This is a genomic window from Ruegeria sp. (assembly GCF_028066395.1).
Classification (GTDB): domain Bacteria; phylum Pseudomonadota; class Alphaproteobacteria; order Rhodobacterales; family Rhodobacteraceae; genus Ruegeria.
Map to the genome: position 1 here is coordinate 10,657 of NZ_JALCBM010000011.1, position 14,785 is coordinate 25,441.

At 63.1% G+C, this 14,785-nt stretch carries 6 protein-coding genes and 1 pseudogene; all 7 read right to left on the minus strand.

Annotated features, from left to right (window positions below):
• The coding region (locus MPJ51_RS05550) for a type I polyketide synthase (RefSeq protein ID WP_298382972.1) at positions 1-5,262 on the minus strand (5,262 nt) is incomplete at its 3' end.
• 35 nt (positions 5,263-5,297) lie between these two features.
• The gene (locus MPJ51_RS05555; protein ID WP_298382974.1) at positions 5,298-9,776 is read right to left on the minus strand and encodes a MupA/Atu3671 family FMN-dependent luciferase-like monooxygenase; all 4,479 of its coding nucleotides are present in this window, start codon (positions 9,774-9,776) and stop codon (positions 5,298-5,300) included.
• Between the two features lie 225 nt (positions 9,777-10,001).
• A complete protein-coding gene (locus tag MPJ51_RS05560; RefSeq protein WP_298382977.1) occupies positions 10,002-11,204 on the minus strand; it encodes a glycosyltransferase in 1,203 nt (400 codons plus the stop codon).
• A gap of 5 nt (positions 11,205-11,209) precedes the next feature.
• On the minus strand, positions 11,210-11,944 hold the full coding sequence (locus MPJ51_RS05565; protein ID WP_298382980.1) for a glycosyltransferase family 2 protein: 735 nt from the start codon (positions 11,942-11,944) through the stop codon (positions 11,210-11,212).
• A complete protein-coding gene (locus MPJ51_RS05570) occupies positions 11,941-13,794 on the minus strand; it encodes a hypothetical protein (RefSeq protein WP_298382983.1) in 1,854 nt (617 codons plus the stop codon). The genes MPJ51_RS05565 and MPJ51_RS05570 overlap by 4 nt, the downstream gene beginning before the upstream one ends.
• Positions 13,794-14,222: a GtrA family protein gene (locus MPJ51_RS05575; RefSeq protein WP_298382985.1), complete on the minus strand. Its 429-nt coding sequence runs from the start codon at positions 14,220-14,222 to the stop codon at positions 13,794-13,796. The genes MPJ51_RS05570 and MPJ51_RS05575 overlap by 1 nt, the downstream gene beginning before the upstream one ends.
• A pseudogene (locus MPJ51_RS05580) lies at positions 14,219-14,785 on the minus strand (FAD-binding oxidoreductase); the annotation flags it as partial. The gene MPJ51_RS05575 and the pseudogene MPJ51_RS05580, both read right to left, overlap by 4 nt.

Sequence of the window (14,785 nt, forward strand, 5' to 3'; positions counted from 1 at the left end):
CGTGCCCTCGGTCAGCCCGGCGGTTTCCAGAACCAGATCGGTGAGGGCACCCAAAGTGGGGGCCTCGAACAGGGTGGCAAGCGGCAGGCCGACATCGAATTCCTGACGGATGCGCGCGAACAGACGCACCGCGTTCAGTGAATGACCGCCGAGGTCAAAGAAGTCATCCTCGGGCTGGATATCGTCGACACCCAGAATATCCTCCCAAATACCGGCGACCCGAGCGCTGTGCGGACCCATCTGAGATTTGTCGGACGGTGCCCGGTCGGCGCGGGGTTTCGGTTTCGGGCGGGCCTCGACCATGGCCAGTTTCACCAGATCCAGCGATATGGGTGAGATCACCTGATGGCGGTTTTCCTGCGCAAAGATCAGGCTGAACAGCGCGTCCGCCTCGGCATCGCGGATGCCGGTGGCCAGCAACTGATCGCCCAACCGCGCCGGGGCGGGGGCGGTCGCCAGCGCCTCGCGCGAGAGGGCGCGCAGGGCCAGATGTTCGAGGATCATGAGTACGGTGCCCGCCGCGTCGCGAATGACGACATCAAAGGCGGCGAATTGGCCCCGGGTTTCGGCCACCTTGACGGATTGCGCCGTGATGTCCCGGCTGAGCGGGCCAAAGACCCTGATCCGGGACACCGACATCGGCGCGTAAAGCGGTGCGGTTGGGTCGCGGTCCAGCACGTTCAGGCCAACGGTTGCCGCCATATCCAGCAGACCGGGATGCAGGGGATGGTCGCGCAGGTCGGTCAGAAAGTCCTCGGGCAGGGTGAACTGGCCTTCGCTCCAGTTCCCGGATTTGCGCGCCGGGCCAGAGGTTTGCCAGCGCGGGCCAAAGGCGATCAGGTCGTCCTGTTTAACCTGATCATTTGCCGCGATGGCCTGCATTTGAGGGATGGCGACCAAATCACGCGGAAATTGCCGGTCTGCCTTGCGCACGGTCTGGATTTGCATCTGCGCATGATCCACCGGGCTGTCTCCGGCCCCAAGTTGGCTGCTGATCTGCAGATCGAACCGACCCTGATCCGGCGTCAGCGAGATGCGCATCAGGCGGGGCAGGTTTTCGGCAAACGCCATGGGTTGATTGAAGGACAGCGCCGAGATTTCGAAATGGGCGGACCCCAGAACCTCGGCGGCTGCGACCTGCGCCAATTCGATATAGGCGGTGCCCGGCAGAACCGGCAGGCCCGCCACCACATGACCGGCGATTTCCCAGTCGTCCTGCGGATGCATCAGACGTTCGAAGACGATTGCACCGTCCGGATCGTCGCGGCGGCGGCCCAACAGCGGGTGGTCGCCCGAACGTGCCTTGTGTTCGCCATGCCCAAAGATGCGTGCCGCCATGCCGCTGTCACGCCATGCGCCCCAGGCGATGGACAGGCCATCCTTGCGGTTGGCGGCCACGGCCTCAATCGCGGCATTGGCACCGATATAGGCGACCTGCCCGGCGGGTCCGGTTTCGACCGAGGTTGAGGATATGACCGCAAACACGTCCAGACTGCCATCGGGCAGCAACCGGTCCAGAATTTGTGCGCCTTTGAGTTTGGGCGCGATGACGGCCTGCGCATCCTCCAGTGTCTTTACTGAGATCGGCCCGTCATCCAATTGTCCGGCGGCATGGATAACGCCGCGGATCTTGCCGAAACTGCTTTGCAGATAAGCCAGCGCCGCCAGCATTGCGTTTTCGTCGGTGACATCTCCCTTGATGAACATCACATCGCCCCCAGCCGCACGGATACGGGTGGCAAGGGCTTCATCCTCGGTGCCCGACCGCGACAGCAGCCCGACTTTGGCCTGACAGGTCTCGGCCAGCCAGCGTCCCATTTGCTGCCCCAATCCGCCAGTGCCGCCGGTGATCAGCCATGTACCGCCGGGTTGAAGCCGGGCGGCCTGAACTGCGGGCGTGGTCGGGTTCGAGACCCGGCGGCGTATCAATCGCCGTCCGTTGCGCCAGACAACATTGTCTTCTGCGTCCGTCTGTAAAACCTCGTCCAGCAATTGCTGGGCTTCATCAGCCGTTTCGGTGTCCGTCGGGTCCAGATCAATCTGGATCGCTTCAAGCCCCGGTATCTCACGCGGGGCTGCGCGGATGATGCCGGTAAGCGTCGCCAGTTCTGGTTTGTTTGCGCCCGGCCCGATGGCCCCACGTGTTGCCAGCGCCAGACGAGTGTGTCCACAGTCAGCCTGTTGGATCAGCCGAGCCAGAAGATAGGTGCTGTCAAAGGCCGCGTCACCGGATAGCGGCCACAGCGACAGGATGCGGGCGGGCAGGCTGGCACCGATCTTTTCGAACAGCGTTTCAAAGTCTTCGGTCGCGTCCGGGCGCAGGCTGTACCCGGCCTCGGTTTCTTCGAAGGCGGTGCCTGCAGTGATCACCGTGATCGTCGCACCGTTCCGGGACAGGGTGTCCAAGGCGGTCGCCGACAGATCGTCAGAGCCCGCCAGAACCAGCCATGGCTCTGCTTGCAACGCATTTGCAGGGATAGAAGCCGCAGCCATTTCGGACCACTTAACCGTCTCGAACCAGTTTTCCATCGGAGTGATGCGCGGCAGGTTCAGCGGGTCGCTGTCTTCTTCCCGGTCCTTGCCATGACCCGGTTCGATCCAGTGACGGGTCTTGTCGAAGGCATAGGTCGGCAGCGAAATGCGTCGGCCACCGGCGGGCAGGGCTCTGGTCCAATTGATATCCACCCCGTGCGTCCACAGCGCGCCAAAGGCGGTCAGCATCACACCAAATTCATCACGCGGCTCACGAACCGAAGGCGCGGAATAGAGCATCGCGCGAGGTTGGTTTGGCGCGTCCATCGCCTCGATCAGCGGGCCGAGGGTCTGGCCCGGGCCAACCTCGATCACGATGCGGCCCGGCGCGTCCAGCGCCTGACGGGTCGCGTCGGTGAACCGCACGGTGTGGCGCAGATGACGGACCCAGTAGTCGGCCGAGGCCAGATCACCTTCCTGCGCGATATCCCCGCGCAGCGATGAGATGATCGGGATTTGCGGGGCCGAGAACTGCACCCCTTCGAACCCGGCGCGGAAGCGGTCCAGTTGACCGTCCAATTGCCGGGAATGGGCGGCGACCGCGATATGGATGCGGCGCACGTCGTGGTCCTGGTTCGACAGCTCAGCCTCAAGACGTTCGATGGCGTTCAGCGGGCCGGACACGACGGTCCGGTCGGGCAGGTTCAGTGCGGCGATATCCAGTTCGGCCCCGGTGCGCTGGATCAGTTCCTGCGTCTCAGCCTCGTTGAACGGGACGGTGGTCATCGCGCCTTCGGGGGCGGCCTCCATGACCTGTCCGCGCAGGGTGACGATCTTCAGCGCATCGCGCAGCGTCATTGCACCTGCCACAACGGCCCCGGCATATTCGCCGACGCTGTGGGCGAAGATCAGGTCGGGGGTGACGCCCCAGGACTTCCACAACTGCGCATAGGCGTATTCCAGAATGAACAGCGCCGGGATGGCGTAGTCGGACCGGGATAGCTTGGCTGACGCCTCGGCATCCGACGCGTCCCGCGCGAACATCATCTCTTCCAGATCAGTGGGCGCAGTGTCGGGCAGAGCCTTGAAGCATTCGGCCACCGCCGCGTCGAAGACCTTAGAGTGCTGCCGCATCTCGGTCCCCGCGCCGGGATATTGCGCGCCGCCACCGGGGAAGAGGAACACAATTTCGGGCGTGGTGTCCGTATCCGCCCCGGCCCGGCCTCGTGCGGTCAGCGGGTTTGACTTTGCCTTGATCAGCGCCTGCAATTCTTGCGGGTTACGCGCGGCGGCCACGAAGCGTTCGGGAAAGGCGCGGCGACCCTCGCGCAGGGTTTTCGAGATGTCTGCGCCCGTTGGCGCAGTCTCGGACAGGAAATCCGCCCATTTGCCGCGCAGTTCGTTCAAAGCGCCCTCTTTGCGGGCCGAAAGCGGGTAGAGACGCCAGTCGTTATCCTCGGCGGTTGCGACAGCTTGCGGGGCTTCCTCGACAATCACATGGGCGTTCGTGCCGCCCACGCCCAGAGAGTTCACGGCGGCCCGGCGGATACGCTGCCCGCGCGACCAGCCGCGCCCCTGTGCCTGAACCTGAAACGGGCTGCGGGCGAAATCAAAGCGGCTGTTGGGGGTTTTGAAGTTCAGGCTGGCGGGCAGGCGTTCATGGGTTAGGCTTTCGACCACCTTGATCAGGCTCGCCGCGCCCGCCGCCGTGTCCGTATGTCCGATATTGGTCTTGACCGAGCCGATACCGATGCCGCCGGCTGGGGCCGTGCCGTAGACCTCTTGCAATGCGCTCAGTTCGATGGGGTCGCCGATGGGCGTGCCGGTGCCGTGGGTTTCGATATAGTCGATGTCGCCTGCCTGCAGCCCGGCGACGGCCAGCGCCTCGGCGGCAGCTTCGGCCTGCCCGTCGACCGAGGGTGCCAGATAGCTGGCCTTGCCGATCCCGTCATTGTTGATCGCGGTGCCCAGAATGACGGCCTTGATGTCATCGCCATCCCGTACCGCATCTGCATAGCGGCGCAGGGTCAGCACCGCAGCGCCCGAGCCGAACACGGTGCCCTGACTGTCTTCGTCAAAGGCGCGGCAGACACCGTCTGGGGCCAGGATCTCGCCCTGCGAGAAGCCGTAGCCGACCCGGTGTGGCAGCTCGATCGTTACGCCACCCGCCAGTGCCATGTCGCATTCCATGTTCAGCAACGCGCTGGCCGCCAGATGCACCGCCACCAGCGAGGTCGAACAGGCCGTCTGTACTGCCACCGAGGGGCCGGTCAGGTTCAGCAGATAGGACAGCCGGGTGGTCAGGAAATCCTTGTCGTTGCCGGTATGGCGCAGCAGGAACAGGCCGATCTCTTCCACCAGATCAGGGTTGCTGAGCAGGTTGTAAGGCAGATAGCTTTGCATGCCCGACCCAGCATAAACCCCGATCCGGCCATCGAAGTTTTCCGGCATCCATCCGGCGTCTTCCAGCGCCTCCCACCCGCATTGCAGGAAGTGGCGGTGCTGGGGGTCAAGGATCGCGGCCTCGCGCGGGGAAAAGCCGAAGAAGCCCGCGTCGAACATCTCCATATCCGGCAGGATATGCGCGACCTTCACATAGTTCGGATCGGCCAGTTGCTTGCGGCTGACCCCCCGGGCCAGCAGATCGGCATCTGACAGGCGGGTTGCGCCGGAACGGCCCTGGGACAGCATGGTCCAGAAGGCATCGATATCCGGCGCGCCGGAAAAGCGACCTGCGCGACCGATGATCGCGATGCGGTTGTCGAATGTATCTGTCGTCTCGTTCGTCACGTATCCCATCCCCGGATGCCGCGTTTCCTAATGTGTCATCTTTGCCTGGTTCGGGCCAGCCGCGCCTGCGCCCGTGCCGCACCCCGGCTGGCCGCCGGGCTTGGCCGGTTGGCCGGGCCGCTTTCCGGTTGTCCCAGATGCTGCGCCAGTCTGCGCACGGTGGGAAAGCGGAAGATGTCGGTCACCGCCACATCCAGCCCCAGCTTGTCCTGCAACCGCCGCCGCAGCTGCACCACCAGCAGGGAATGCCCGCCCAGATCGAAGAAATTCACCGTGACCGGTACGCTGGGCACGTCCAGCGCCTCGGCCCAGATGGTGGCGATGGCGGCTTCGAAATCCGTTTCGGCGGCGGCGCCATCTTCAACCTGTTCGACCATGGGTTTCGGCAGCGCCTTGCGGTCGATCTTGCCATTGGGTGTCAGTGGCATCGCCTCTAGCACCACGATCTGCGAGGGCAGCATGAAGTCCGGCAGTTCGCGCGCCAGTTCAGCCATCATCGCCGCCGTATCGGGGGCAGGCCCCGCAGGAGTGACATAGCCGATCAAGCGGGTGTCACCCGGTGCGAATTCGACCGCGTTGACCACTGCCTGCCGGACGCCGGACAGGGCCCCAAGAGCGGCCTCGATCTCACCCAGTTCCATCCGGTAGCCGCGGATTTTCACCTGCGTGTCCATCCGGCCCAGGAATTCCAACTGACCCGAGGCCCCGCGCCGCACCAGATCACCGGTGCGATAGAACCGCCCCTCGGGCGTGTCCACAAAGCGTTCAGCGGTCAGATCGGGGCGTTTCCAATAACCTTTGGCGACGCCTTCACCGCCGATCCACAGCTCGCCTTCCACCAGATCGGGCAGTTCGCGCCCGCTGGCCGAGCGGATGCTGAGCACCGTATTGGTGATCGGTTCACCCAGAGGGATCAGCGCCCCGGGATTGTCCAGTCGCGCCACCGAGGACCAGATCGTCGCCTCGGTAGGCCCATACATGTTCAACAACAGCCCGTCAGAGGCCATGGCATCACGGATCAGACGGGCCAGATCGGGCGGGAATGCCTCACCGCCCACCATCATCACCTCCAACTGCGCCAGCGCCGCGCGGCCGGGGTCATCCGCCGCCAGCAGTGAGGCCATGGGCGGGGTGCATTGCAGATGGGTGATGTTGCTGGCGGAGATCTCTTCGGCCACCGTCGCCTTGCGGTCCACACCGCCTTCTTCCTCAAGCCGCGTCATCAGCGTTTTGATATGCGGCAGGTTTTCCAGAACGATATCGGTGTCGATGCCAAAGTCGATCAGGCAGGCGATTTCATCGACGCCGACCTGTGCCAGATTGCGCACCATCTCGCCCGCGCTATCAGGCGTGCCGAACAGGCCCGAGGTCCGGTAATAGCGTTCGAATGCATGATCCAGAAGCGCGTCCAACTCCTCATCGCTCAGCTCTTCCTTTTCGAACATCTCCTGCGGGTTCATGCCGGAATCGCGGGACCGTTCCGCCAGCAGGGGTGAGGTCCAGGATGCCTTTTTCAGCAGATCGACAGATGAACGCAGGTACTGCTTCATCGGTTCGCGGGCCAGGTCGCGGACCTTGTCCTCATCCTCGGACACGAAGGTGTGCAGCATCAGAACGACATGCCCATTGCCCGGATGCCCGGCGGCGCGCCATGCCACGCGATAGGCGCGGATTTTCTCGGCGACCTCTTCGAAGCTTTGGCCCAGAAGGTGGGTCAGCACACCGCAACCGGCCCGGGCGGCCTCGGCAAAGGTGGCCGGGTTGCCCGCTGCGGTCAGCCACAGGGGGATGTCGCCGCGCACCGGGCGAGGGTGGATTTCCAGATCAACCGGCGCGCCGTCATGGCCCGGAAAGCTTTGCGTCTCACCTCGCCACAGCGCGCGCAGGGTGTCGATGCCTTTGGACATCACCTCTTTGCGGTCGGCGAATGTGCCCGGGTTCAGGATAAAGTCATTCGGTTGCCAGCCCGAGGCCAGTGCCACCCCGGCGCGCCCGTTCGAGAGGTTGTCGACCAGCGCCCAATCCTCGGCCACTTGCACGGGATGGTGCAGCGGCAGCACCGCCGATCCGGCGCGCAGTTCGACATTTTCGGTAATCCCGGCCAGCGTCGCGGCGGCAATGGCCGGGTTGGGGTAGAGACCGCCAAAGGCGTGGAAGTGACGCTCGGGCGTCCAGATCGCTTTGAACCCGTTGGTGTCGGCGAACTTGGCCCCTTCGAACAGCAGGCGATAGGCGTGATGGCCGGTGCCCGAGGCCTCGGACGCGAAGTAAAACAGCGAAAAATCAGGCAGCACCGTTTCGCTGGCGCCATCGCTTTGCAGGACCAGCGTGGCCCCGCGTGAGAGAATCCAGAAGATCTCCAGCACCGAGATGTCGAAAGAGACCGAGGTCACGCCGAACAGCCGCGCGCCGGGACGCAGAGGCACCATTTCGTCCATACCGGTCATGAAGTTCATCACCGTGTGATGCGGAATCATCACCCCCTTGGGCCGTCCGGTGGAGCCCGAGGTATAGATCAGGTTCATCAGATCATCTGCATGGCCCGGATCGTTGGGCGACACAGCGTCATAATCCCGCTCGGACGCCATGATCGTGCGGTCGGCGTCCAGCGCTAGCCGGGCTGCGGCGGACGGGCTGGAGACGATCAGCGCCGCCTCGCTGTCTTGGACCATATAGGTGATGCGATCCTCGGGGTAGGACGGATCAAGCGGCAGATAGGCCGCGCCGGTCTTCAGGATCGCCAGCATCGCGACGACCAAATCGGCGCTGCGTTCCAGACAGAGGCCGACGATCGTGCCTTGCTGCGCCCCTCGTGCTTGCAGAACCGCTGCCAGTGCGTTGGAATCGCGATCCAGTTCTTTGAAAGTGAACTGGCGCCCGCGGATTTCCAGCGCGATGGCGTCCGGCGTTGCGGTGGCCTGCTGGCGGAACGCCATGTGGACACAATCGGGGCCGGTGATGGGTTCTGCCTGTCGGTTGGCAGGTGTTGGGGTGCCCAAGGGCAGGGTGTTCAGCTTGCTGTCCGGTTTGGTCAGGAAGGCTTGCAGAAACTGGCTGAAATCCCGGACGATTGCGGCCACGACGTGGGGTGGGAACAGACCGGGACGGGCTGACAGTTGTGCGGGCTGATCACCTTGCGGAGGGCGCAGGGTCAGATCGGTCGTGTCGTCCGGCGGGTTCGAGCCGAGGTCCAATACAACGCTCAGCGCCAGCAAAGCTTTGTCGTGCTGGGCACCCATACGCAGGGGCAGGTCTGCGGCCATTGAGGCGGCGTTAACCGTTTCGGTCCAGATGTCCTGCATCCCGGACAGTGCATCTGCCGCACTGGCTTGTGGATCAATCTGCAAGGTCAGCGGACGGTATTGCGACTGCAGAGGCGATTGTGCATCGACGCGCAGCGCCAGTGATGCGCTATCCGCGCCGGTCAGCCCGGCATTCCAGGCGATCCAGCCAGTGGCCAACTGTTCCGGTGTCAGATCGGATTGACCCGGCAAAATGTCAGCTGTCTGTTGACCAACCGCCGACCCTTCCAGCGTGGTCTGGTGCGGGTAAGGTGGCAGGGCCGGACGTGCCGCGAGAAGCGCGGCAGCCCAACGGGGCTCGGCCCGGGCGACATCTGCGGTTGCGCTGTCGTCCATATCCAGCGGCGGCAAAATCTGCCCCACATCCACGCCAGTCAAAGGCTGTCCGTTCAGGCCTTGCACCCCACGCAGAACAAGATCGCCATCACTGCAGGAGACCGTCAGCGCCCCTTCCGAGATCGCCCGAACCTGCCCCGGCGCGCCAGAGGCCGGGCCTAGAACCTCGGCGCTTTGCACGGCGAACAGGCGATGCCCCGTCCACAGTTTGGGCAAGGCCACCGGGTTCCGGTAGGTTCCATGATCCAGTGCCCGGATCAGCCGCAGCAGATCGGCTGCCGGTTTCTGCCAGTCCAGTATGCCGCAACCCTCGGGGCGCATTGAACGGGAATAGACCCGGCCCGTCCCGGCCAGAATGATTGACGGTGCGCTCTGGTCGCGCAATTGCGCCAGCAACTCGGGGAAGGTTTCCAGCGCGGCCTCATAGCAGCGGGCATTCAGGCTGAAGGCGGTTTCATCCGGGGCGATGTCGAATTCGCGGATCAGAAACGCACGCTCGGGGCGCAGATGCGCCGTCATCTCGTGCCATGTGATCGCGTGGCGGGGTTGGCCTTCGTAGATCGACCAGACCGGAACGTTCAACCCGGCGCGGGCGGGCAGGGGACCGTCATGCAGATTGATCGCGGAATATCGGGGCAGGGCCGTCAGCGCCCGAGGCAGGATTTCGGTATTGGCGATGCTGAACAGATAATCGCAGTCCAGATCATCGGGCAGAGCGCTTTGCGGATGGCCCAAATCCGGCAAATCCCGGTCCCGTGCCCAGCTCCGCACCCGTTCATCCCGGGTCACTACGCCAGCGATCTCACCGCCAGACTCCAGAAAGGCCTGCGCGCATTGCAATACAAGAACTTCGTTACCACAAAATACGGCCTTCAAGGCGCCCTCACTCATTGCTCACCAAGCCGGTTTCACGCGACTCGTTACCTTGGGGAAATTCTGTCGGAGAAATTTGTCAACAATTAGGAAAATTCACCCGGTATTCGGTTGATTTTCTGAACAAGGCTGCGCTGCCCAAACGCCAGTAAGAAACTTAGGGTTTAAATAGGAAAATATCATCCTAACCTTTGTATTGTTGGTTTCGCCGTCTGGCAAGGATATCTGTTATCGTGCTGTTCGAAGCTGGTTTATCACCTTGAAGTAAGTGTTCAATGCGACGTCTTCTTGCCAATTGTCCTCAAATCCTGAACAAGCTTTATGCCCTAATGTCGGGGACAGATCAGGATCGGTTGCAAAGGCCCGCAGGTGGTTTCGCAAATCCTCGGTCGTGCTGAACAGAACGCCGCCACCCGTGGCCGAAACGATCTCGGGGTAGGGCCCCAGATCGCGGGCAATGATCGGGGTGCCGTCGCGAAAAGCCTCCAGTACCACCAGCGGGAAGACCTCATAACAGCGCGACGGTGTAATGGCGGCCAGCGCGTCGCGGTAATAGCGGCGCAGATCGTCGGGGGGCAGGCGGCCCAGAAAATGCACGTTGGATCGGCCCTGGGCGAGGCGGCGCAATTCGGGCTCATAATCCCCGTCGCCTGCGATCAGCAAGTCCGCCGGAAGGTCGTCATCAAAGGCAGGGATCACGTCCTGCAAGCCTTTGATCACCTCAAGCCGCCCGGCGAAAAAGAAGAACGGGCGCGGGTGGATCGAGGGCATATCCGGCAGCTCGGGCGCGTCAGGCAGGAACGAGGGTACGACCTGCGCGGGCGTGGCAAAGCCGAACTGGCGGTGATTGTTCAGACAGGACTGGCTGAGCATCAGGAACGCATCCACATGCCGCGCCTCGCGCGCGACCAGATCGGTGGCGCGCCACAGCTGCGGGGGCCGCCCGTGTCGCAGCACACAGCGCAGGCAGCGGCGTTCGTCACAAATCTCGCGATTGTCGCGCCACAGGATGTGCGAGGGGCAGACCATCCAGTGCTCATGCGCGGTGTGCAGCTTGATCCCGGTGCCGATCTTCCAGATGCCCGGCCCGCCAATAAGTGAGATATTGTGGAAATGGATCACGTCGAACCGATCCGTCAGCAGCTCTTGCAACCGGCGTTTATGCGACACCGGCTGCCCGGTCTGTTGCACAGTGAGCGAGCCAAGCAAAGGAAAGCGAGAGCCCAGACGGTGAACTGGAATGCCGTCATCCTCGGGGATGTCAGGTGTCCGCCCCGAAAGCTGACGATAGGCATCGGTGTCGTGGATCACCTCGACATGATGGCCGCGCCGGGTCAGGGCGCGGGCCAGTCGTTGGACGTAAATCCCGTCGCCACCGAAATTGAACGGCGGGTAGAAGGTGGTCACCATGGCGATGCGCAGCGGCTCCATCAGCGTTACCTGCGCACCGACATCAGGTAATTGCGCAACAGGCAAAACAGCAGCGTCGCGCCATAGGGCCGGATCAGTTTCAGGATGCTGAAGCTGGATTCCCCGCCATCCCGCTGACGCCAGTCGTTGGGCACAACGGCATAGTTCCAGCCGCCCAGAACGGCCTTCAGCGACATCTCGATGGTGATGTTGAACTGCCCGGCGACCAGGGGTTGCATGTCATCAACCACGGCCCGGCGGTAACATTTGAACCCGTTGGTAAAGTCGCGATAGGGCGCGCGGACCATCCAGCCGATCAGGGTGTTTGCCATCCGGTTGACCACGCGCTTGACCGGAGGATAGCCGGTCACCGTGCTGCCCGGCCCGAACCGGGCCCCAAAGGCGCAATCGGCGCCCTCCGCGATGCATTTGAAATAGGCCGCCACATCCGCCGGAGAATCCGCCCCATCCGACGTCACCACCACCAGCGCGTCGCCCTTGTAGACCTCGATCCCCTTGCGGATGGCGAACCCGTACCCGTTGGGGCCGGGATTGTGTACGGCGCGCAGGTTGGGAAACTCCCAGACCAGTTCTTTCAGAATTTCCGCAGTCCGGTCCTTGCTGGCGTCATCGACAACGATGAGTTCGTAATGAAACGCCGTCTCGTTCAGATGCTGGCAGAGGTCGCGGATCGTGTCCTCGATCACGTCCTCTTCGTTATAGGCGGGCATGATGATGGAAAACAGAAGGGAGTCGGTCATGATCCGCGCTCCATCAACAGGTAAGGGCCAGATTGTTCTTTTATTACAAAGTCTTTTGCCAAAATTTCACCCAATGCCTGTTGCCACATTCGAAATTCAATGCCTGTTTCCAGCGCCGATTGAGAGGCGGTATCGCCGCTGATCCAAGCCTGCAGGCTCGGCCCCGTGTCTGGCCGTGTGTCAGCTTGCGCCTCTTTGCGCAGGGCGGCAAGGTCATCAGCGTGGATGACGACGATCAGCCCCTCGGTCTGGGCCGTCGCTGCCAGAGGGCGATGGTCGTCGGAATACAGGATATCATAGAAAGAAAAGCCTGCCGGGCAGACACCGGTTTCAGGGGCCAATTTCCACAACCCGCCATAGAACAGCACGGGCCTTGCCCTCAGATCCGGTTCCGCAAGTCGCGCGGCCAGTGTGACCTGATCCGGTTGTGCCGTGCTGCGCAGGCTTTGGGTCGTTGGACCCCGCGCATCGATATTGCCCACCTGTGCGCGGCCCGTGACCTCGTGATACAGCCCTCGCGCCGCGCTGGGCAGGACCCAGCGGCCCAGCGGCAGGTGACCGGCCATCTGCGCCAGCGCCGCCAGAACGATCAGGACAACGCCGAACCGTTGCAAGGTCGGAGAGATTGTGAACAGACCCATCGGGCGGCCCGCCAGCCAGATCAGGATCAGCGGCACGAAAGGCACGGCCATATGCAGGAAATCCGCCCTTTGCAGCGCGATTTTCAGCGTGATGACGGCGAAAACCCCGGTGCCGAGCAACAACAGATCGCCCTCTTGCGCCTGTATTTGCGGAAGTCTTCGCAGGCCCGAGCCGGCCGCAACGCAGGCCGCAGCCAGCAGGGCGAATAGGGTCAGCGTATGCAGGCTCCAACCAAAGGCGAATTGCCCCAACCCGGCCTGACTGGCGCGAGCCATCACTTGTGCGGTCAGGTTCAGATAGGCCGACAGATCGCCCAGCGCCCACAGCGTGACGACGGACCAAACGGCCACTGCTCCGACCACCAGAACGCCCATGCGCAGGACCATCGCGCCCGGTCGCGCCCAGCCATCCAGTGCCAGAATGGCGATCGAAGCGACAAGCCCCGCGATGGCGTATTCATGGGAATACCCGGCCCCGAGGCCCAGAAGGGTTGCAGTGACCAAAACCGTTTTGATGTCCTTCGGCGCGCGGGCCAGCAGCAGGATCGCGACCAGTGCGGCCAGATAACGCCAGCCGATCCAGTTCAGTCCCAGCAGCACGTCAAACCAGAAAGGCAACAGCAGGATAAAGACCAGCCAGCGCTTGCCGGTTTGTGGGATCAGACGTTGCAGCAGCGCCATGATGATCAGCAGCAACCCCGCCTGCAGCCCTGCATATAGCGTGTAATAGGGCAGGGGTGTGAAGACATCCCCCATCAGCATCCCCGCCGGGGCGATCATCAGCGGGCCGTATAGAAACTCGAAATCCTGATAGGGCTGCTGTCCGCAGGACATGCGGTGCAGGGCGGTGAGGAAATAGGTGTCCTCGACATGCGGGCCAAACCGGGCGAGGGCGGCGGGCCAGTAAACCAGCAGGGCGGGCAGTGTCACCACCAATCGCTCGGCCCAGCGTTGCATTGCGGAGATGGGTGTAGTGACGGGCGTGCCGGGCGCTTTGACAGGGGTCAGCCGGATCAGGCTGGCGGCCAGAATGGTCAGCACGGCCCAAAGGAAAATCAATATCCAGGCCAGGTTGATGTTGTAGCCGCGCAGGGCGGCGACATTGGGCAGGTTCGGGTCCGGCGGCACCAACCTCGGCACCACGGCCAGCAGGGCCACCAACAGGGCCAGCGCCAGAAGGCTTAGTATGATCTGAGCCCGCCCGCCCATCAGAACAGACCCTCGGACCCCGAGGTCCGGTTTCTGAAGATCAGCCTGCTGCAGATCAGATAGCTGAGAGCAAAGGACAGGCCCGCCGCGATGCCAAGCCGCACGGTCGGATGCAGATAGGCCTGCAGGCCTTGTGTTTCCAACCACCACAGGACGGCGATGCGCACCACCAGCACCACGCCGACCCCGACAGCAAAGCGGATGAAATGGCCCAACGAGGGGCGCTGGTTCTGGCCCCGGAATGTCCAGAACAGGTGGGTGAAATAGTTGAACACCATCCCGAACCCTAACCCGATCAGCGCCGCCACAGGATCGCTGAGGCTCCAGACGATGATCAGGGCGCTGGCGACGGCCAGATCAAGGATCAGCCCTCCGCACGCAGTGACGAAGAACCGGATCACCTGCCCGAATTCCGCCCCCCGGATCATGCTTGGCACCCTTTGTCGATGAAACGGGTGTCGGCGCGGGCCGCCAGTCCGCCGTCGCTTTGCAGCCGTTCGAACAGGTCATAGATATTGTCGATCTTGCCGCCCATGACCACCATCAGCCCCGAATGACGCGGGTCCTGATCCAGCAGGATGGGGCGGCCATCGTCTCGTTCATTGCGCAGCAAGACGGTCTTGGTTTCATAAAGCGATTTGCGCCAGCGGGCCTCGGCCAGTGCAGGCAGATACCGGCTGGCGTCGCGCAGCATGTGCAGCCAATGGCTGTGCTGGGTGATCTGCGGTGGGGCCTGCCCGGCCAGCCAGGCCTGATGCGGCGTATAGCGGACATGGGTCAGCGAATAGGCATCATCCGCCGGGAACGGCATGGTGGAAAAGAACGGGCCATCCATCATCGTGACGCCATAGCCCGACAGCGCGGGCGGCGGGTCGATCAGCGCCACCTCGGCCAGCTCATATTTGAAGCCCAACCGGGTGCCCAAAGCACCCTTGCCCGCCAGCAGGCCGTAAGTGGCGTCAATCACCACCGGGGCGCGAATTTCGCCTTG

Coding starts and splice junctions, on each gene's coding strand:
- MPJ51_RS05565 (WP_298382980.1), bottom strand. CDS start 11,944: ATGACCGACTCCCTTCTGTTTTCCATCATCATGCCCGCCTATAACGAA.
- MPJ51_RS05575 (WP_298382985.1), bottom strand. CDS start 14,222: ATGATCCGGGGGGCGGAATTCGGGCAGGTGATCCGGTTCTTCGTCACT.
- MPJ51_RS05560 (WP_298382977.1), bottom strand. CDS start 11,204: ATGGAGCCGCTGCGCATCGCCATGGTGACCACCTTCTACCCGCCGTTC.
- MPJ51_RS05570 (WP_298382983.1), bottom strand. CDS start 13,794: ATGGGCGGGCGGGCTCAGATCATACTAAGCCTTCTGGCGCTGGCCCTG.